The sequence below is a fragment of the Dokdonella fugitiva genome, assembly GCF_004342425.1.
GTDB classification, from domain to species: Bacteria; Pseudomonadota; Gammaproteobacteria; order Xanthomonadales; family Rhodanobacteraceae; genus Dokdonella_A; species Dokdonella_A fugitiva.
Genome location: NZ_SLWQ01000001.1, coordinates 309,149 through 328,584, shown reverse-complemented (window position 1 = coordinate 328,584; position 19,436 = coordinate 309,149). Strand labels below are relative to the sequence as shown.

17 protein-coding genes are annotated in these 19,436 nt (G+C 70.9%); 10 read left to right on the top strand and 7 right to left on the bottom strand.

Annotated elements, in window-relative coordinates:
• Nucleotides 1–20 precede the first annotated feature (20 nt).
• Complete coding sequence (locus EV148_RS01370; RefSeq protein ID WP_131992342.1) at nt 21–482, bottom strand: OsmC family protein; 462 nt, start codon at nt 480–482, stop codon at nt 21–23.
• A 180-nt stretch (nt 483–662) separates the two neighbouring features.
• Here EV148_RS01370 and EV148_RS01365 point away from each other — a divergent pair, with 180 nt between their 5' ends.
• From EV148_RS01365 to EV148_RS01325, 9 genes are all read left to right on the top strand, one after another.
• The gene (locus EV148_RS01365; RefSeq protein WP_131992339.1) at nt 663–905 is read left to right on the top strand and encodes a DUF1272 domain-containing protein; all 243 of its coding nucleotides are present in this window, start codon (nt 663–665) and stop codon (nt 903–905) included.
• Between the two features lie 224 nt (nt 906–1,129).
• On the top strand, nt 1,130–2,302 hold the full coding sequence (locus EV148_RS01360; protein WP_131992336.1) for a phosphoglycerate kinase: 1,173 nt from the start codon (nt 1,130–1,132) through the stop codon (nt 2,300–2,302).
• A gap of 76 nt (nt 2,303–2,378) precedes the next feature.
• Nucleotides 2,379–3,770, top strand: coding sequence for a metallopeptidase domain-containing protein (locus EV148_RS01355; protein ID WP_131992333.1), 1,392 nt, complete (start codon nt 2,379–2,381; stop codon nt 3,768–3,770).
• A complete protein-coding gene (locus EV148_RS01350) occupies nt 3,767–4,414 on the top strand; it encodes an HAD hydrolase-like protein (protein ID WP_131992330.1) in 648 nt (215 codons plus the stop codon). Before EV148_RS01355 ends, EV148_RS01350 begins: the two co-directional genes overlap by 4 nt.
• A 77-nt stretch (nt 4,415–4,491) precedes the next feature.
• The gene (gene pyk / locus EV148_RS01345) at nt 4,492–5,958 is read left to right on the top strand and encodes a pyruvate kinase (protein ID WP_131992327.1); all 1,467 of its coding nucleotides are present in this window, start codon (nt 4,492–4,494) and stop codon (nt 5,956–5,958) included.
• Between the two features lie 302 nt (nt 5,959–6,260).
• Nucleotides 6,261–6,701 (top strand): energy transducer TonB, encoded by a 441-nt coding sequence (locus EV148_RS01340; RefSeq protein WP_158287255.1) that lies wholly within the window; start codon nt 6,261–6,263, stop codon nt 6,699–6,701.
• A 45-nt stretch (nt 6,702–6,746) separates the two neighbouring features.
• A complete protein-coding gene (locus EV148_RS01335; RefSeq protein WP_131992321.1) occupies nt 6,747–7,778 on the top strand; it encodes a hypothetical protein in 1,032 nt (343 codons plus the stop codon).
• Between the two features lie 137 nt (nt 7,779–7,915).
• A complete protein-coding gene (locus EV148_RS01330) occupies nt 7,916–8,926 on the top strand; it encodes a class I fructose-bisphosphate aldolase (protein ID WP_131992318.1) in 1,011 nt (336 codons plus the stop codon).
• A gap of 121 nt (nt 8,927–9,047) precedes the next feature.
• A complete protein-coding gene (locus EV148_RS01325; protein ID WP_131992315.1) occupies nt 9,048–9,758 on the top strand; it encodes an aspartate/glutamate racemase family protein in 711 nt (236 codons plus the stop codon).
• 284 nt (nt 9,759–10,042) lie between these two features.
• Here the strand turns inward: EV148_RS01325 and cysK are convergent, their stop codons facing one another.
• Entirely contained in the window at nt 10,043–10,999 is a 957-nt protein-coding gene (gene cysK, locus EV148_RS01320) for a cysteine synthase A (protein WP_131992312.1), read from the bottom strand.
• Nucleotides 11,000–11,064: 65 nt separating this feature from the next.
• Entirely contained in the window at nt 11,065–12,528 is a 1,464-nt protein-coding gene (gene cysG / locus EV148_RS01315) for a siroheme synthase CysG (RefSeq protein WP_131992309.1), read from the bottom strand.
• Nucleotides 12,529–12,851: 323 nt separating this feature from the next.
• Between cysG and EV148_RS01310 the strand changes: the two genes are divergently transcribed.
• Nucleotides 12,852–13,841, top strand: coding sequence for a LysR substrate-binding domain-containing protein (locus tag EV148_RS01310; RefSeq protein ID WP_131992306.1), 990 nt, complete (start codon nt 12,852–12,854; stop codon nt 13,839–13,841).
• A 15-nt stretch (nt 13,842–13,856) separates the two neighbouring features.
• Here EV148_RS01310 and EV148_RS19020 read toward each other — a convergent pair whose 3' ends face one another.
• From EV148_RS19020 to EV148_RS01290, 4 genes are all read right to left on the bottom strand, one after another.
• Nucleotides 13,857–14,726, bottom strand: a complete 870-nt coding sequence (locus tag EV148_RS19020; protein ID WP_158287254.1) for a collagen-like protein — start codon at nt 14,724–14,726, stop codon at nt 13,857–13,859.
• A 149-nt stretch (nt 14,727–14,875) separates the two neighbouring features.
• Nucleotides 14,876–15,598 (bottom strand): phosphoadenylyl-sulfate reductase, encoded by a 723-nt coding sequence (locus tag EV148_RS01300; protein WP_131992303.1) that lies wholly within the window; start codon nt 15,596–15,598, stop codon nt 14,876–14,878.
• Nucleotides 15,595–17,346 (bottom strand): assimilatory sulfite reductase (NADPH) hemoprotein subunit, encoded by a 1,752-nt coding sequence (cysI, locus tag EV148_RS01295; protein ID WP_131992300.1) that lies wholly within the window; start codon nt 17,344–17,346, stop codon nt 15,595–15,597. The genes EV148_RS01300 and cysI overlap by 4 nt, the downstream gene beginning before the upstream one ends.
• Nucleotides 17,347–17,525: 179 nt before the next feature.
• A complete protein-coding gene (locus EV148_RS01290) occupies nt 17,526–19,343 on the bottom strand; it encodes an assimilatory sulfite reductase (NADPH) flavoprotein subunit (RefSeq protein ID WP_131992297.1) in 1,818 nt (605 codons plus the stop codon).
• Nucleotides 19,344–19,436 lie beyond the last annotated feature (93 nt).

The window sequence follows — 19,436 nt, the reverse complement described above, 5'->3', positions numbered from 1 at the left end:
CGGCCGCGCGCCGCGGAGGGTCATGCCGGCGACTCGACGCGTATCGTCGTCTTGACCGAATTGGCGATGAAGCAGCGCTCGTGCGCGGCCTCATGCAGGGCATCGACGACGCCCGATTCGGGCTGCGCGCCGGCGAACGCGATGCGTGGGCGCAGCACGACTTCGGTGATCGCCTGCCGGCCCGGTGCGATGCGCGCCATCGTACCGACGGCGTCGTCGGCATAGCTGTCGACGACGAGGCCGCGCTCGGCGGCGAGCGAGAGGAACCAGAGCATGTGGCAGCTCGCGATCGCGGCCACGTAGGCTTCCTCGGGATCGACCGCGGTCGCGTCGGACCATGGTGCGGGCACGACGTGCGGCGACGGTGACGCGGCGATCACGCTACCACCGTCGAAGCGCCATTCGTGCCGGCGCGAATAGCGGCCGTCGGCGAAGCTCGCGTCGCCGCGCTGCCAGGCGATCATTGCAGTGTGCGTACTCATGCGCGCTCCGTCGTGGCGGGGAAGCGCATGCTAGCGCCGCCCCCGGCGGCGGGCGCGGGCCATTTCGCGCTTCGCGCCCGGGGCCACGTGGTATTGGCTCCATCCGTGCGGCGTCCTGCGGCCGTCGTCGCGCGGCCGCTGCACGCACACAATGGCGACCCGTTTCCCGCGAGGTGCGCCATGCTCGAACTGCGACCCCATTGCGAATGCTGCGGCAAGGATCTCGCGCCCGATGCCGCGGACGCGATGATCTGTTCGTTCGAATGCACGTTCTGCGCGGCGTGCGTCGCGCAGCGGCTGGATCACGCCTGCCCGAACTGCGGCGGCGGGCTCGAGCGCCGGCCGCAGCGGCCGGCAGCGATGCTCGCGAAATATCCCGCTTCGACCACGCGGCGTACGCTCGTCTGCGGCACGTCGCACTGACACGCGCGGAGCGGGCGGAGGGGCAGCGGCTCGAGGCCGAAGACCGGAGCCGCCTGCGACGACGCGGAGCCGTGAAGGCGGATCCGCGGCTGCGCGGCCTGATCCGCCCTACGCCCCCTCCAGCCCTCAGGCCCGCACCTCGCCCCGCCGCGCGAATTTGCACCCGCCACGGTTCGCCGCTGTAATGACGGGTTTTCCCGCCCCGAAAACCCGAGGAGTTCCCGATGTCCGTCGTGCGCATGAGCGATCTCGACCTTGCCGGCAAGCGCGTGCTGATCCGCGAGGATCTCAACGTGCCGATCGACGACGGGCGCATCACCTCGGAGACGCGCATCCTCGCCGCGTTGCCGACGCTGAAGCTCGCGCTCGAGAAAGGCGCCGCGGTCATGGTCATGTCGCACCTCGGCCGGCCGAAGGAAGGGCAGTGGAGCGCCGAGGATTCGCTCGCGCCGGTGGCGAAGCGCCTCGGCGAACTGCTCGGCCGGGAGGTGCCGCTCGTGCGCGACTGGCTCGACGGCGTCGAGGTCGCGCCGGGCCAGCTCGTGCTGCTCGAGAACTGCCGCATGAACGTCGGCGAAGGCAAGGACGACGAAGCCCTGTCGAAGAAGTATGCCGCCCTCTGCGATGTCTACGTGATGGATGCATTCGGCACCGCGCACCGCGCGCAGGCGTCAACGCACGGTGCGATCCGCTTCGCCGAGGTGGCCGCCGGCGGCCCGCTGCTGATGGCCGAACTCGATGCGCTGGCCAAGGCGCTCGAGCATCCCGCACGGCCGCTGCTCGCGATCGTCGCGGGTTCGAAGGTGTCGACCAAGCTGACCCTGCTCGAGACGCTCGTCGGCAAGGTCGACCAACTGATCGTCGGCGGTGGCATCGCCAATACCTTCATCGCCGCCGAGGGCCATCCGGTCGGCAAGTCGCTGTTCGAGCCCGACCTGATCGACACGGCGAAGAAGATCATCGCCGCGGCGAAGGCGCGTGGCGCCGAGGTACCTGTGCCGACCGACGTCGTCGTCGCGCCCGAGTTCAAGGCCGACGCGCCGGCGACGGTGAAGAACGTCGAGGACGTCGCCGCCGGCGACATGATCCTCGACATCGGTCCGGCCACGGCGAAGCGCTACGCCGGCCTCATCGCCAAGGCGGGCACGGTCGTCTGGAACGGGCCGGTCGGCGTGTTCGAGTTCGACGCGTTCGGCAAGGGCACCGAAACGCTCGCGCACGCGATCGCCGCGTCGGATGCGTTCTCGATCGCGGGCGGCGGCGACACGCTCGCGGCGATCGAGAAGTACGGCGTCGCCGACCGCGTGTCGTACATCTCCACCGGCGGCGGCGCGTTCCTCGAGTTCCTCGAAGGCCAGGAGTTGCCGGCGGTCGCGGCGTTGAAGGCGCGCGGCTGACGAGGATGTGCGCGCGGTCGCAGGCCGCCGTGGCACGGCCTGCTAGGCTGCGCATCCGCTTACACGCCACCACGCCATGAACCGATTGCTGATCGCGGGCCTCGCGCTCGCCTGCACCACGCCGCTCGCCGCGCACGACCTGCTGCAGGGTACGCTCGAGCTGCGCTGGGGCGATCCTGCGCCGGGCTCGGCGCAGGCGAGCCTGTTCGAAGCCGAGCTCGTCGAGCCCGACGGCACGCGCCATGCGCTCGACACCGCCAGCGCGCAGCGCGCGGCCGGCGACCTCTACGCGCTCGCCGGCCGCGAGGTAGCCCTTGCCTCGCAGCCCGGGCCATGGCCGGGCGGCCGCATCCTCGCCGACGCGATCGTCGCCGCCGACGCATCGGTCGCCGCGGTAGCGGCGCCGCGGGTGGCCGGCAGCCAGCCCTGGGTCACGCTCGCATGCCGGTTCAACGACGTCGCCGCGCAGCCCCACGACGTGCCGTATTTCAGCACGATGCTGTCGAACCAGACCGGCCGGCTCGACCACTACTGGCGCGAAGTGTCCTACGACAAGGTCAATGTCGCCGGCAGCGTCGCCTACGGCTGGTTCACCCTGCCGCACCCGCGCTCGTATTACGTGCCCGCGAACGGCTCGGCCAACCTGAGCCAGTTGTTCGCCGATTGCACCGGCGTTGCCGACGCGACCGTCAACTTCGCCAATTTCGTCGGCGTCAACACGTTCTACAACGACGAACTCGACGGTTACGCCTGGGGCGGCAGCCGCTATGCGACGCTCGATGGCGTCACCAGGGTCTGGTACGTCACCTGGGAGCCGCCCTGGGGCTACGCAAACGAGGCGCCGCTCGCGCACGAGATGGGCCATGGCTTCGGCCTGCCGCACGCCAACAACTCCGACGGCGACGGCGATCCCTACGACAACCCGTGGGACGTCATGAGCGATGCCTGGCACAACGCCGGCAACGACGCGACCTACGGCGCGCAGCCCAAGCACATCGGCATCTGGTCGCGCGACCGCCTCGGCTGGATCGACGCCGCGCGCAAGCTGACCGTGTCGACCAACGGCGCCTACAACAACATCGTGCTCGACCGCGCGAGCCTGCGCGGGTCGACCCGCGTGCAGATGATCGTCGTCACCTTGCCGCCGCCGGCGCCGGCCTCGCACTACTACGTGATCGAGGCGCGCAAGCGCAGCGGCTACTACGAGGCGAACCTCGCCGGCGACGCGGTGATCATCCACGAGGTGGATACCACGCGCAACGAGCCCGCATGGAGCGTCGATGCGAGCGTGCCGCCCGCGAACGTCTCCAACAACGAGGGCTCGATGTTCAAGGTCGGCGAGAGCTGGACCGCGCCCGGCAACGCGTTCACGGTCAGCGTCGCCGCGACGAGCGCGGAAGGCTTCGTGCTCAACCTGCAGCGCGGCGCGCTGTCCGACCTCATCTTCAAGAACGGCTTCGACGGATGAGGCTCGCGCTGTTCGATCTCGACGGCACCCTCATCGATTCCGAGGCGGGCATCGTCAACTCGATCGAATACGCGCTCGGCCGCCTCGGCGCCCCGAGCCCGCCGCGCGAGACCTTGCGCGGCTGGATCGGTCCGCCGTTGCGCGCGACGTTCCCGCTCGCGCTCGGCGACGATCCGGCCGCGGTCGAACGCGCGGTCGATCACTACCGCGAGCGCTTCAGCGACGTCGGCTGGCAGGAGCATCGCGTCTACGACGGCATCGCCGGCGCGATCGATGCGCTCGCCGCGCGTGGCGTCGCGCTCGCCGTCGTGACGAGCAAGGTCGATCTCTACGCCGGGAAGATCGTGCGCAGCCTGCCGTTCGGCGGGCATTTCGCGCGCGTGTATGCCGCATCACCGGGCAGCCGCGACAGCGAGAAGACGGCGATGATCGCGCGCGCGCTCGCCGATTTCGACGTCGCCCCGGCGGCGGCCGCGATGATCGGCGATCGCCATTTCGACATCGAGGGCGCGAAGGCGAACGCGGTGCGCGCGGTCGGCGTCGCCTGGGGCTTCGGCAGCGTCGACGAACTGCGCGACGCGGGCGCGGATGCGATCGCCGACGCGCCCGCGCAATTGCCCGGCCTGCTCGCCCCGAGCGCATGACGAGGTCGATGCCGCGATGGACGCCGCCGCGGCGACGCTGTTAGCGTAACGGGCTTGTCCCGAACGGAGCGACGCGGATGGCAGAACAGCTTCGCCGCACCAAGATCATCGCCACGCTCGGTCCGGCGACCGACGCGCCGGGCGCATTGAAGAAGCTGGTTGCCGAAGGCGTCAACGTCGTGCGCCTCAACCTGTCGCACGGCAGCGCGGCCGACCACGCGCAGCGCGCCGCCGCGGTGCGCGCCGCGGCCGCCGAACTCGGCGTCGAGGTCGGCGTGCTCGCCGACCTGCAGGGCCCGAAGATCCGTATCGAACGTTTCGCCGCCGGCCCGGTCGAACTCGTACCGGGCCACCTTTTCACGCTCGACTGCCGCGCCGACGCGCCGGCCGGCGACGCGACGCGCGTCGGCGTCAGCTATCACGACCTCTGGCGCGACGTGAAGCCGGCCGACGTGCTGCTGCTCGACGACGGACTCATCTCGCTCGAAGTGCTCGACGTCGGCGACCGCACGATCCGCTGCAGCGTCCTCGCCGGCGGCCGCCTGTCCGACCGCAAGGGCATCAACCGCCTCGGCGGCGGCCTCACGGTCGCCGCGCTGTCGGACAAGGACCGCGCCGACATCCGCCTCGCCGCCGAACTCGGCGCCGATTTTCTCGCGGTATCGTTCGTCAAGGTCGCCGACGACATCGAGCAGGCGCGCCGCCTGCTGCACGAGGCGGGCGGCAGCGCCGCGCTCGTCGCCAAGATCGAACGCGCCGAGGCGATCGAAAACCTCGCCGAGATCGTCGATGCGTCCGATGCGGTGATGGTCGCGCGCGGCGACCTCGGCGTCGAGATCGGCGACGCCGAACTGCCGGGCCTGCAGAAGAAGATCATCCGCGAGGCGCTCACGCGCTCGCGCGTCGTCATCACCGCGACGCAGATGATGCAGTCGATGGTCGAGTCGCCGATCCCGACGCGCGCCGAAGTGCTCGACGTCGCCAACGCGGTCATCGATGGCACCGATGCGGTGATGCTGTCGCAGGAGACCGCGGCCGGCCGTCATCCGGACAAGGCCGTCGCGGCGATGCGCCGCGTCTGCCTCGGTGCCGAGCGCCAGTTCGAACCGACCGAAGACCTCAGCCCCGGCGCGCATCGCCTCGATCGCACCGACCAGGCGATCGCGCTCGGCGCGATGTTCCTCGCCAGCCAGGTCGGCGTGCGCGCGATCGTCGCGTTGACCGAGAGCGGTGCGACCGCGCAGTGGCTTTCGCGCTATCGCTCGACCGTGCCGATCTACGCGCTCTCGCGCAATGCCGCCGCGCGCCGGCGCATGCTTCTCTACCGCGACGTCTACCCGGTCGAGTTCGACGCGCACGGCGTCGGCCCGACGCAGGCGTCGCGCGACGCGATCCAGCACCTGTACCGCCTCGGCCACCTCGCGGTCGGCGACCGCGTGCTCGTCACCAATGGCGACCACACGGGGCAGGGCGGCGGCACCAATACGCTGAAGCTGCTGATGGTCGGCGCGGACGGGGTCGCGGAGGGCTTGAGTGATCTGTAGGTTTCGAGGGGCGAGGGCCGAAGAGCATCGTGGTTCGCGCCGCACATGAGCAACAGGTGCAGGCGCACCCTTTGCGCGACGCCGCGCCCGCTGCATCGCACCGCAGCGGTCGCCCACGGGATGGGCTCCTGCAGCGGAATGCCGGGCATCGCGCCTGACGCCGATCCTGCATCGGAATGACATCGAGACGGTTGTTCCCCAAACTTCTCCCGCAGGAGTGCCGGAAAGCGCGATGCCGTTCAGCCTCAGGCCTCGCCCTGATCGGCGTAAACTGCATCATCGATCGCACAGGAGGTCGCGTCATGCTGCGTGCCGTTCCACTCGCCGTCCTCGCGTTGTCCAGCACCGTCGTCTTCGCGCAATCGGACTTGCCGCCACGCGTCGTCGTGCCGGACAAGCTCGCCGGTTACTGGACGCTGGTCAATTCGTCGGTCGAGGCGGACGTGCCGATCATGGCGCGCAACATCAGCTCGCCCGGCTGCGCCACCGTGTCGTTCGTGGTCGAGAAGGACGGCCACACGAGCACGATCAAGGTGCAGCGCGTGGTGCCCGCGGGCGACCTCGCCAAGATCGCGACCAGCATGGCGACCAACATGCGCTTCGAGCCGACCGTGACGAACGCCGGGCGCGATCGCGTGTTCAGCTGGCTCATCTTCCCGTTCAATGCACCGACCGACCCGGCCGCGCGCACCGCGGTCATGAAGCAGTGCCAGATCGACAAGCTCGGCTGGAACGACCGCTGAGACATGCCCCGCCCGGCCGGGCGCCGAAACGAGGAACGGATTCCGATGCCCCAGGCGGCCTCCCTGCGCTTTCCGATGATGGCCGCAATCGCGGCTGCAGTGTGTGCGGCGTTCACCGGCGTGCCTGCGAAGGCCGCGCCGGTCGAGGTGCTGTCGCCGTGGCAGGCCGCCCGCGTCGACATCGTCGTCGATGTCGACGGCAAGCCGGCCTGCAGCCTGCGCGGCGACGTCGGCGGCGACGCCGCACGCAGCGTGCTGTGCCGCTTCGAGCTCGTGCCCGGGCCCCACGCGCTGCACGCGCATGGCGAGTACGTGCTGCGTGGCGACGGCGGCAAGGGCCGCACGCGCAAGGGCGAGCAGGCGATCGCGCTGCTCGACTTCGCGCCGGTCTCCGCATTGCTCGCCGGCACCGGCCGGCCATTCGGCGAACGCGTCGCCGCGTTCATCAAGGCAGCCCGCGCATTCGCGCGCGAGCACGACGTCGCGGTCTACTTGGAGGCCGGCAAGCCCGCCGGCCCGGCCGAGCTGGATCGTGCGCGCCAGCGCGTCGGCTACGACCTGCCGGCGGATTTCCTGTCCATGCAGCGCGCGGTCGGCGCGATCACGATCGGCGACCATTCGATGACCCCGGCCGATCGCCTGCGCGATGCCTACAGCGCAATGCTCGAGGACTGGGGTACGTCGGCCGAGGCGATGCAGCGCGACTACTCGCCGAAGATGCAGGAACTGCTGAAATCGAGCACGTTGCTGTTCACCGAGGTCGGCGACGGCCTCGGCGGGCTCCTGTACCGGCCGCCACCGACCAAAGCCTGCGGGGCCGGGGGGATCTACTACTGGACCTCGCAGGAAGGCGGCGACGAGAACCTCTCGGCGAACGGCGCCTGCCCCGATTTCGCCGGCGCGTTCCGCTGGCTGGTCGAGGCGTTCGTGATCGCCGACCTCGCCGATTCGCTCGCCGACGAGCACGGTAGCGTGCTCGTCGACACCTCGACCGGTACCCAGACGCTCGCGCTCGACCTCGCCGACGGCGACGCGTTCGGCGTCGGCCTCGCGCGGCGCTGGCAGTCGCCGCACTGAACGCATGGGTGGCTGGTCGGGTCCGCGGGCAGCGCCTGCGGCGGAACTGACCTATAATCCCCGGCCCTGCAAATCACCCGCCCGGCCGAGCCATCCTGCGGCCGTGGCGTCTTTGCGTTTCGTCACGGAGCCGTTTGATGAGTATCGAAGAGCTTGAAAGCGTTGCCCAGGCGATGGTGGCACCGGGCAAGGGCATCATCGCGATCGACGAGTCCACCGCCACGATCAAGAAGCGCTTCGACTCGGTCAACGTGCCGAACACCGAAGAAAACCGTCGCGCCTACCGCGAGATGCTGCTGACCGCGCCCAAGCTCGGCGAGCACATCTCCGGCGCGATCCTGTACGACGAGACGATCCGCCAGGCGACCAAGGCGGGCGTGCCTTTCACCAAGATCATGATGGACGCGGGCATCCTGCCCGGCATCAAGGTCGACATCGGCGCCAAGCCGCTCGCCGGCTTCCCGGGCGAACTCGTCACCGAAGGCCTCGACGGCCTGCGCGAGCGCCTCGCCGAGTACGCCAAGCTCGGCGCGAAGTTCGCCAAGTGGCGCGCGGTCATCACGATCGGCGAAGACACGCCGAGTGGCACCTGCATCGAGGCGAACTCGCATGCGCTCGCGCGCTACGCCGCGCTGTGCCAGGAAGCGGGCATCGTGCCGATGGTCGAGCCGGAAGTGCTGATGGACGGCGACCACGACATCGACGTCTGCTACGAAGTCACCGAAGCGACCCTGCGTTCGCTGTTCGGCGCGCTGTACGAGCAGAACGTGCTGCTCGAGGGGACGATCCTAAAGGCGAGCATGGTCGTGTCCGGCAAGGACTGCGCCGACCAGGCCGACGTCGAGACCGTCGCCGAGGCGACCGTGCGCTGCCTCAAGTCGGCCGTGCCGGCGACGCTGCCGGGCATCGTGTTCCTCTCCGGTGGCCAGAGCGACGAGCAGGCCACCGCGCATCTCAACGCGATGAACCAGATGGGCCCGCACCCGTGGCCGCTGTCGTTCTCCTACGGCCGCGCGATGCAGACCGCCGCGCTGCAGCTGTGGGCGAAGGACATGCAGGCCAACTTCAAGGCCGCGCAGGACATGGTCGTGCTGCGCGCGAAGCAGAACGGCCTCGCCGCGCTCGGCCAGTGGAAGAAGGTGGCGTGACGCCGCGCGGTCCCGTGGATCGAACCGATGGATGGAAGACGGGCGCTGCGGCGCCCGTTTTCTTTTGCGACGAGGGTCCCGCCGTGGCCTGCGCGGCACGCGTGCCGGAGACGATGTGCCAATGAAGACGATGGGCCTGATCGGCGGCATGAGCTGGGAGTCGACGGCCGGTTACTACCGCCTCGTCAACGAAGGCGTGAAGCGGCGCCTCGGCGGATTGCATTCGGCCAGGCTCGTGCTCCACAGCGTCGACTTCGATGCGATCGAGCGGCTGCAGCACGCGGGTGATTGGGATGCCGCGGGTGCAACCCTCGCCGAGGCGGCGCAGTCGCTCGAACGCGCGGGCGCGGACTTCCTCGTGCTCTGCACGAACACGATGCACAAGGTCGCCGCCGCGATCGAAGCTGCCGTCGCGATTCCCCTGCTGCATATCGCCGACCCCACCGCGGCGGCGATCAAGGCCGCCGGCGTCGCGCGCGTCGGCCTGCTCGGCACGCGCTTCACGATGGAGCAGGCGTTCTACCACGAGCGCCTGCGCGCGCACGGGCTCGACGTGCTCGTGCCCGGCGAAGCAGCGCGCGAGCGCGTGCACCGCGTGATCTACGACGAACTCTGCCTCGGCATCGTGCGCGACGATTCGCGCACCGCCTATCGCGACATCATCCGCGAGCTGGTCGCGGATGGCGCCGAGGCGATCATCCTCGGTTGCACCGAGATCGCCCTGCTCGTCGGTGCGGCCGACGCGACGGTGCCCTTGTTCGACACGACCGCGCTGCACGCACAGGCCGCGGTCGATGCCGCGCTCGCCGGCGAGCCACGCGCGCCGGGATAGCTTCCGCCGGCAGGGGAAATTCCCCCGCACGCGGCTGCGCACGGCCGTGGCAGGCTGTCCGGCGATGCCGGCGGCTTCCGACACACCGCAGAATTCCGTCCAGCGCGAACGTTCGAAGCGTCGACCTGGCGAAGACCGTTGCTCACGCACGAGCGCGATGCACACCGCCTGCAGGAGCGCGCCCCGTGCGCGACCGTCGCGCCTCGGTGCATTGCGGCGCTGCGCCCGCCCACAGGGTGGGCTCCTACAGGGGAACGCCGTGATCGCCGGCAGACCCTGCGGCCTCAGCCCAACCCGGCCAGCCACTCGTCATCCGACCCCTCATTGACCCCCTCGAGCAGGAACGTCGAGAGATAGCGCTCACCGGTGTCCGGCAGCATCGCGAGCAGCACGGAGCCTTGCGGCGCGGACTCGGCGACCTTGAGCGCGGCAGCGAGCGTCGCGCCCGCGGAGATGCCGACGAAGATGCCTTCTTCGGCCGCGAGGCGGCGCGAGGTGTCGCGCGCGACGACGTCGTCGATCGGCTCGATCGCGTGCGCGACCTTGCGGTCCAGCACCTCGGGCACGAAGTCGGGGGTCCAGCCCTGGATCTTGTGCGGCTTCCATTCGTTGCCGGACAGCAGCGCCGCGCCGGCCGGCTCGCTCGCGATGATCTTCACCTCGGGCCGCGCCGCGCGCAGCACCTCGCCGACGCCGGTGAGCGTGCCACCCGTGCCCCAGCCGGTCACGAAGTAGTCGAGGCGGCGGCCGGCGAAATCGCGCAGGATCTCCGCGGCCGTGGTCTGGCGGTGATAGGCCGGGTTGGCCGGGTTCTGGAACTGGCGGGCGAGGAACCAGCCGTGCTTCTTCGCGAGCTCCTCGGCCTTGCGCACCATGCCGGTGCCGCGCTCGGCGGCCGGGGTGAGGATGACCTTGGCGCCGTACGCGCGCATGAGCTTGCGCCGCTCGATCGAAAACGTCTCGGTCATGATCGCGACGAACTTGTAGCCGCGCGCGGCCGCGACCATCGCGAGCGCGACGCCGGTATTGCCCGAGGTCGCCTCGACGATCGTGTCGCCGGGCTTGAGCAGGCCCTTCTGCTCGGCGTCGAGGATGATCGCGATCGCGAGGCGGTCCTTGACCGATCCGCCGGGGTTGAACGCTTCGACCTTCACGTACAGCTCGACGTGCTTGGGGGCGAGGCGGTGCAGCTTGACGACCGGCGTGCGGCCGATGGTGTCGAGAATGCTGTCGTGGATCATGTCGGGGTCCTCAGGGTTCGGTGGCGCGGCGATGAACGCCGAACGGTGCGCGGGCACGACATCGATCAGGCCGCGCGCCGCAGGGACACGTCGCGCACGCCGCCGAGCGGTGGCGCGCCGTACCAGTGCAGCGCCCCGGCGAGCGCGGCGACCTCGCCGAGGATCAGCAGCGCCGGCGTGCATACTTTGTGCGTGTTCGCGACGTCCGGCAACTGGCCGAGCGTGCCGAGCACGACGCGCTGCGATTCGCGCGAGCCGTTCTCGACCAGCGCGAACGGCGTCGCCGCCGCGCGGCCGTGCGCGAGCAGGCGCTCGCGCAGCGTCTCCAGCCCGGCCACGCCCATGTACACGGCGAGCGTCTGCCGCTCCTGCGCGAGCGCGTGCCAGTCGAGCGTGTCGAGCGAATCGCGGCAGTGCGCGGTGACGAAGCGCACCGATTGCGCGTGGTCGCGGTGGGTCAGCGGCACGCCCGCGTAGGCCGCGCAGGCGAGCGCCGCGGTGATGCCCGGCACGACCTCGTACGCGACGCCGTTGGCGCGCAGGAATTCGAGTTCCTCGCCGCCGCGGCCGAACACGAACGGGTCGCCGCCCTTGAGCCGCACGACGCGGCGGCCTGCGCGCGCGTGCTCGAGCAGCAACGCGTGGATGCGTTCCTGCGCGGTCGAACGCGCGCCGCCGGTCTTGCCGACCTCGATCAGCGTCGCGTCGCGCCGCGCGAGCGCGAGCACGCCGGGTCCGACGAGCCGGTCGTGCAGGATCACGTCGGCTTCGTTGAGCGCGCGCAGCGCCTTCAGCGTGAGCAGGCCCGGATCCCCCGGGCCTGCGCCGACGAGCACGACCGACCCTGCGGACGGTGCGTCCGGCGCACGCAACGCCGCTTCGAGGACGGCCTCGGCGAGTGCGGGCTGCTGCCTGCGCAGCAGGTCGGCGACCGGTCCGCCGAACAGCGAGGAATAGAAGCGCCGGCGCGCCGCCGCTTCGGGATGGCGTGCATGGATGCGCGCGCGGAAGCGCGCGGCGAGCGCGGCGAGCGGGCCGAGCGCGCCGTCGAGCAGGACCTCGAGCCGCTCGCGCAACAGCCGCGCGAGCATCGGGGCGGTGCCGCCCGACGAGATCGCGATCTGCAACGGGGCGCGGTCGACCACGGCGGGCACGTGGAAGCTCGACAGTCGCGCATCGTCGACGACGTTGACGAACAGGCGCCGGCGCCGCGCCGCCGCGGCGATCCGGCGATTCAGCGCGGCGTCGTCGGTCGCGACGACGACGAGCCAGTAGCCGGCCGGCTCATCGCCGTCGCCGTCTCCGCCGCGTCCTTCATCGAGCCACTCCTCGGCATAGGCAGCGGCGACGTGGCGGATGCGCGCATCCGCGGCGAGTGCCGCGAGCGCCGGCTCGAGCGTGGGCGCACCGACGGTGACCGCAGCGCCGGCGCGGAGCAGGCCGTCGACCTTGCGCGTCGCGACGACACCGCCGCCGACGACGAGGACGGCACGTTGGCGCAGGTCGGCGAACAGCGGATACAGCGACATGGCGGCACGCGGAAGGACGGCGGCACAGGCTAGGACGGGCGTCGGCGGCGCGGAAATGACCGGCGCCGCGTGGCTTATGACGGCCGGTCATGTCGCCCGGAGAACCGCCGCCGCCGCGCGCGTGGCGGGTTTTTGGACGGATAGACATCCAAACGGGGCTCGGGTAGGCTGCACGATCCGCGCGTCACGCGCGGCGCAACCGAGTCCCAGGAGCCGATCATGAAATCCCCGATGTCCAAGACCACGTTCAAGGCGATGTGTTGCCCGACCACGATCATCGATTCGACCAGCCACCGACACAGACCGCCCGTGGACTCACCGACATGACGCTGACCCAGCTGCGTTACCTCATCGCCATCGCCGATTCCGGCCTCAACATCACCCTCGCCGCCGAGCGCGTCCACGCGACCCAGCCCGGCCTCAGCAAGCAGCTCAAGCAACTCGAGGAAGAGCTCGGCTTTTCCCTCTTCACGCGCCGGGGCAAGAGCCTCGAAGCGATCACCGCCGCCGGCGCGCAGGTGATCGAGCGCGCCCGCATCATCCAGTCCGAAGCCGCGAACATCCGCGCGCTCGCCGCCAACCTGCGCAACGAGGCGCAGGGCGAACTGCGCATCGCGACCACCCACACGCAGGCCCGCTATGCGCTGCCGTCGGCGATCGCCGCGCTGCGCCGCCGCTATCCCGAGGTCGGCGTGCATCTGCAGCCGGGTGGCGACGCCGAGATCCTCGAACTGCTCGAACGCGGCCAGAGCGACCTCGCGATCGTCTCGACCGCGGGCGCGCCGCCGCCGGCGGGCCTCGCCTTGCCGGTCTACCGCTGGGATCGCGTCGTGCTCGTGCCGAAGGCGCACGCGCTGGCGAAACTCGGTCGGGCGCCGACCCTCGCCGATCTCGCCGCGCATCCGCTGGTGAGCTACGAATCCTCGCTCAAGCCCGAGTCGTCGCTGCGCCGCGCATTCGAGGACGCAGGCCTGCCGCTGCGCCTCGCGTTCACCGCGCGCGACGCCGACCTCATCCGCACCTACGTCGGCGCGGGACTCGGCGTCGGCGTGCTCGCCGAGATGGCGCTCGATCCCGCCGATCGCGACGTCGTCGGCCTGCCGATCGATGGCCTGCTGCCGACCTGCACGACCTGGATCGTGCTGCGTCGCGACCGCGTGCTGCGCGAGTACGCGCTCGAGTTCGTCGCGCGCCTCGCTCCGCATCTCGATCGCCGCGACGTGCGCCGCGCGTTCGACCACGGCATCGCGGTCGACGAGTGGCCGGTGCCGCCGCGCTGGCGCGACCTCGATCCGGCACGACTCGCCGCCTGATGCGCCGTGCCCTCGCTATCGCGGGGGCATGGTGCCGATGCGGACGGGGGCGGCGCTGTCCGGCGCGGCGTTCGTCGACGACAGCGGCGTGTCGCCGACTTCGATCAGGGCGATGTTGAAGACTGCGTCGGCGGACAGGTGCAGGTCGACGTTGATCGTCGTACCCGTGCTGTAGCCGGTGTACTCGGTGACGATCGCGCTGCCTAGAGCGGTGACCATGGGTTGCGCGAGATGCCCATTGAACAGCGCTGGTGGACAGGCGAAGAAGTACTGACCCGTACCGGGCTTCGTGATCGTGCATGCGGTCGGGACCTGTGCCGTGCCGTCCGCGTTGACGACGGTCGCAACGATGCCGCGCGTGGCGCCACGCGGGCCGGTCGCGCCTTGCGGCCCCTGCGGCCCCGCTGGACCTTGCGGACCCGTCGCACCGGTCGCTCCCTGCGACCCTGCAGGGCCGGTCGGGCCGGCTGGTCCGGGCACGCCTTGGGGACCGGTCGGTCCCGGATTTCCGCTGAGCGCGTACTGCGCCACCGGCGTCGTCGAGATCGCCTGACGAGGCGAGAGCGGCTGGCCGTTGACCTTGACCTCGAGCCAGCGCTGCTGGCCGTCGAACGCGGCCGGAAACGCGAGGTCGACGGTGAACAGGCCGTCGGTCACGGGGAATTGCGGTTCGGTCTGTTCGGTTCCGATCATGTTGCCGCCGGTCGCAGCATCGTAGAGCGCGAAGCCGAGGTCGTAGGTTCCGTTGGCGGGATGGCCGTCCTGTTGCAGGCGTCCCTGGTAGGTGAAGTCGGGCAGTTGCGCCGTCTGCGCGCAGGCGATCGTCGGCAGCTGGGTGAGCGCGAGTGCCAGCGGGAGGTGGGCGGGCAGGGTGCGAATGCGCATGATGACCTCGGTGTCGTGGGAAGCGGATGCGGGGCCGCGGGGGCGAACCGGTTCGCGACCTCGCCCCCACGAGGCCTCTCCCCATGAAGCGCACATCCGCTCGTGCGGATATCACGACCGTGTTGCGCACCTGCGCCGCCAGCGCCGCCTCAGACCTCGAGGTGCAGCCCGCACTCGCGCTTGAGGCCGAAGAAGCGCGTGTCGTCGGCGCTCATGCCCGGCTCCCAGCGGTGCGTCGTGTGCACGTCGCCGATCGACACGTAGCCCTCGTCCCACAGCGGGTGGTAGGGCAGGCCATGCTGCGCGAGGTAGCGGCCGACGTCGCGATCGCTCCAGTCGGCGATCGGATGCGCCTTCCAGCGGCCGTTGCGCAGCTCGAGGAAGTTCGTGCCGGCGCGGCTCGCCGACTGCGCACGACGCAGCCCCGCGAGCCAGGTGCGCGCGCCGAGGTCGTCGAGCGCACGCTGCATCGGTTCGACCTTGCGCAGGCGGTTGTAACGCTCGATGCCGTCGAGGCCCTGCTCCCACAGCCGGCCGTGGCGCGCTTCCATCCAGGCGATGCCGATCTGCGGACGGTAGACCTTGAGGTTGAGGCCGAGGCGTTCGGTCAGCGCGTCGGCGAAGCGATAGGTTTCCGGAAACAGGTAGCCGGTGTCGATGAGGACCACCGGCACCTCGCGTCGCCGGCTCGTCACGAGGTGGAGGCTCGCCGCGGCCTGCGCGCCGAAGCTCGATGACAGCACGTGCGTGCCAGGCAGCGTGTCGAGCATCCACTCGACGCGTGCCTCGGCGTCCTGGTGCGACAGCCAGCGGTTGAGGTCGGCGAGCGCGCGCGCGTCTTCGGCCGCGCTCACGATGTCGGGCGCAATCATGCGATCACCTCGGAACGGATGCGGGTTGCGGGCGCGAGGATGCCGCTGCGCACGACGAAGTCGCCGAAGCCTTCGCCATGTGCGCGGTCGGCGGCATAACGCGCGAACAGGATGTCGAGTGCGTCGAGGATTTCCCCCTCCGCAATGTTCTCGCGGAAGACGCGGTTGAGCCTGCGCCCGGCGAAGTCGGCGCCTAGGCGCAGGTCGTAGCGCCCCGGCGCGCGCCCGATCAGCGCGATCTCGCCGAGGTATGGCCGCGAGCAGCCGTTCGGGCAGCCGGAGACGCGCAGCAGGATCGGCGCGTCGGCGAGGCCGTGCGCATCGAGCCGGCGTTCGATCTTCGCCAAGAGGTCGGGCAGGTAACGTTCCGCCTCGGCCATCGCGAGGCCGCAGGTCGGCAACGCGACGCAGGCGACCGCATGGCGGCGGATCGCGCTGCCGCGGCGCCAGGCGTCGAGGCCATGGCGCGTGACGAGCGCGTCGATCGATGCGCGCTGCGCGGCGTCGACGTTGGCGATGACGAGGTTCTGGTTGCAGGTGAGGCGGAATTCCAGCGCCGACTCCGCGCGGACATGCGCGGCGGCGATCTCGCGCAATCCGACCAGCCAGGCCTGGCCGTCGCGGTCGACGAGGCGGCCGGCCTCGACCTGCAGCGTGAGGTGCCAGCGGCCATCGCCGCCATCGATCCAGCCGTAGCGGTCGCCGTTGTGGTCGAAATGGAATCCGCGCGCGGGCGCGAGCGCGAAGCCGAGGCGCCGCTCGAGTTCGGTGACGAACGCATCGAGGCCGCGATGGTCGATCGTGTACTTGAGCCGCGCGTGCTTGCGTTCGGCACGATTGCCCCAGTCGCGCTGCACGCCGATCACGTGTTCGGCGAGCGCGAGGACCCGTTCCGGCGTGACGAAGCCGATCACGTCGGCGAGGCGCGGGTACGTCGCCGGATCGCCGTGCGTCGCGCCCATGCCGCCGCCGATCGCGACGTCGAAACCGGCGAGCACGCCGTCCTCGATGATCGCGATGAAGCCGAGGTCCTGCGCGAACACGTCGATGTCGTTCGTCGGCGGCACCGCGATGCCGATCTTGAACTTGCGCGGCAGGTAGGTCGCGCCGTAGAGCGGCTCGACCTCGTCGGTGCCGGCGACGCGGGTCATCGCGCGCGTCTCGCCGCCGGTGCCGGACGTCGCGTCGAGCGGCGTCTCGTCGAGCCAGATCTCGTGATAGGCGCGCGTCCTGGGCAGCAGGTGCTCGGACAGGCGCTTCGCCCACGCGTACGCCTGCGCGTGCGCGGCCGACTCCACCGGGTTGGCCGATGCGACGACGGTACGGTTGACGTCGCCGCAGGCGGCGATCGTGTCGGCGAGGCTCGCATTGATCGCGGCGATCGTCGCCTTGAGGTCGCGCTTTATCACCCCGTGCCACTGGAACGTCTGCCGCGTGGTGATGCGCAGGCTGCCGTTGGCGTAGTCGCGCGCGATCGCGTCGAACGCGAGCCACTGCGCGGGCGTGACGACACCGCCGGGCAGGCGCGCGCGGATCATGAACGCGTAGGCGGGTTCGAGTTTCTGCAGGCGGCGTTCGTCGCGCAGGTCGCGATCGTCCTGCTGGTAGCTGCCGTGGAACTTCAGCAGCTTGTTGTCGGCGTCGCTGATCGCGCCGGTGACCGGGTCGGCGAGGCTCGCCGCGAGCGAGCCGCGCAGGTGGCGGCTTTCGGCCTTGATGCGTTCGAGTTCGGAAAGGGCGGTGGACATGGGACTTCGATGATCGATGGTCGGAACGTGCGGCCGTGGCCGGCCGCGGCATGGCTCAAGGGGGCATCGGTCGACAGGTGCATGGCAGCCGCATCGGGGCGGCTGCGATCGCGGATGGAGCCGCTCCCGCGGGAGCGGGGCCGGACGGTTTCAGGTGTTCCCGCATGCTGCGGCCTTCGCTAGTACACGTCGCGCGCATACCGGCCCTCCTCGGCGAGTTGCAGCAGGCGCTCCTCCGCGCGTTCGCGATCGACGCCGCCGTGCTCGACGAACACGTCGACGAGCGCCGCGTGCACGTCCTTCGCCATGCGCGTCGCGTCGCCGCACACGTACAGGTGCGCGCCACCGTCGAGCCAGGCGTGGAGGTCGCGGCCGTGTTCGCGCAGGCGGTCCTGCACGTAGGTGCGCGCGCCATCGCGCGACCAGGCGAGGTCGAGCCGGTGCAGGCTGCCATCGCGCAGAGCGTCCTGCCATTCGGCCTGGTAGAGGAACTCGCTGCGGAAATGGCGGTTGCCGAACAGCAGCCAGTGCCGGCCGCGCGCGCCGATCTCGCGGCGTTCCTGCAGGAAACCGCGGAACGGGGCGACGCCGGTTCCGGGACCGATCATGACGACATCGCGCGAGGCATCGGCGGGCAGCCGGAAGCGTTCGTTGGGCTCGACATAGACCGGGACCTGCGTTTCGTAACCGGCGTGCGCGAGGAAGTGCGACGCGGCGCCGACGTGGCGCGTGCCCATCGCCTCGTAGTCGACCACGCCGACGGTGAGGTGCGCTTCGTCGCCGACGGCCTTGCGGCTCGAGGCGATCGAATAGAGGCGTGGCGCGAGCGGGCGCAGCGCGGCCACGAGGCCGTCCGCGTCCCAGGCGGCCGGGTGCTCGCGCAGCAGGTCGATCGGCTGGTGGCTCGCGAGCAGCGTCGCGAGTGCTTCGCGCCGGTCCGGCGCGAGCAGGCGGTTGAGCTCGCTGCTGCGTGCGCGCTCGGCGAGCTGCGCGATGAACGGACGCGCGAGGCGCGTGATCTCGCGTTCGCGCGCGAGCCAGTCGCGCAGGGCGAGCGTACGCCCGTCGTGGGCGACGGGGGCATCACCGTCGAGGCCGGTCGCTTCCAGCACGGCCGCGACGAGCGCCGGCGGATTGGTCGGCCACACGCCGAGCGCGTCGCCCGGTTCGTAGGCGAGGCCGGCTTCGGCGAGCGACAGCTCGACGTGGCGGACGTCGCGCGCGCTGTCGCGCGCGACGATGCGCTGGTTCGCCAGCAGCGCGGCCGCGTACGGCCGCGCCCGCGTCCATTCGCTGGCGGGGGCAAGGGGAGCGGCGCGCAGCGGCGTCATGGTCGCGCTGCGCACGGTCGCCGGTTCGAGCGCTTCGCGCGCAAGATGCAGTGCGCGCGCGAGCCATGGCGTCGCCACCGTCTCGATGTCGACATCGGCTTCACCGGCGTCGAGCAGGCGCTGCGCGCCGAGTTCGGCCAGGCGCGCGTCGACGCGACGGCCGATCGCGCAGAACTGCGGATAGCACGAATCGCCGAGCGCGAGCACGGCGTAGCGGAGCTCGGCGAGCCGTGGCGCGCGCTTGCCGGCGAGAAACTCGACGAAGCCGCGCGCGTCGTCGGGCGGGTCGCCGTCGCCCTGCGTGCTGATCACCACGACGAGCAGGCGCTCGGCCTTGAGCTCGCGCTGCGGGTAGGCGCCTGCGCGGACCACGCGCACGGCGAGGCCGGTGGCTTCGGCGTCGCGCGCGAGTTGTTCGGCGAGGCGCCTCGCATTGCCGGTCTGGCTGCCGTAGACGATCGTCAGGCGTTCCTGCGCGGGCGCCTCGCGCGCGGGCGCCGTCGCGCGCGGCAGCACGGCCTGGCCGCGCGCGAGCGCGGCGGCATAGCCCGACAGCCACCACAGCGCGGGTGCATCGAGGCCTTCGAGCAGGCGCAGCGCCTCGGCGGACTGTTCCTCGGGCAGCGGCACGACCGGCAGGGGCGGAACGGCGGACACGGCATCCATCCATCTGGACGTCCAAACGTCCATGGACCACCGATGCTAGGCGTCGCCGCGGCCGCGCGGAAAGAACGCATCGTCATGCGCATATGCGCCGCG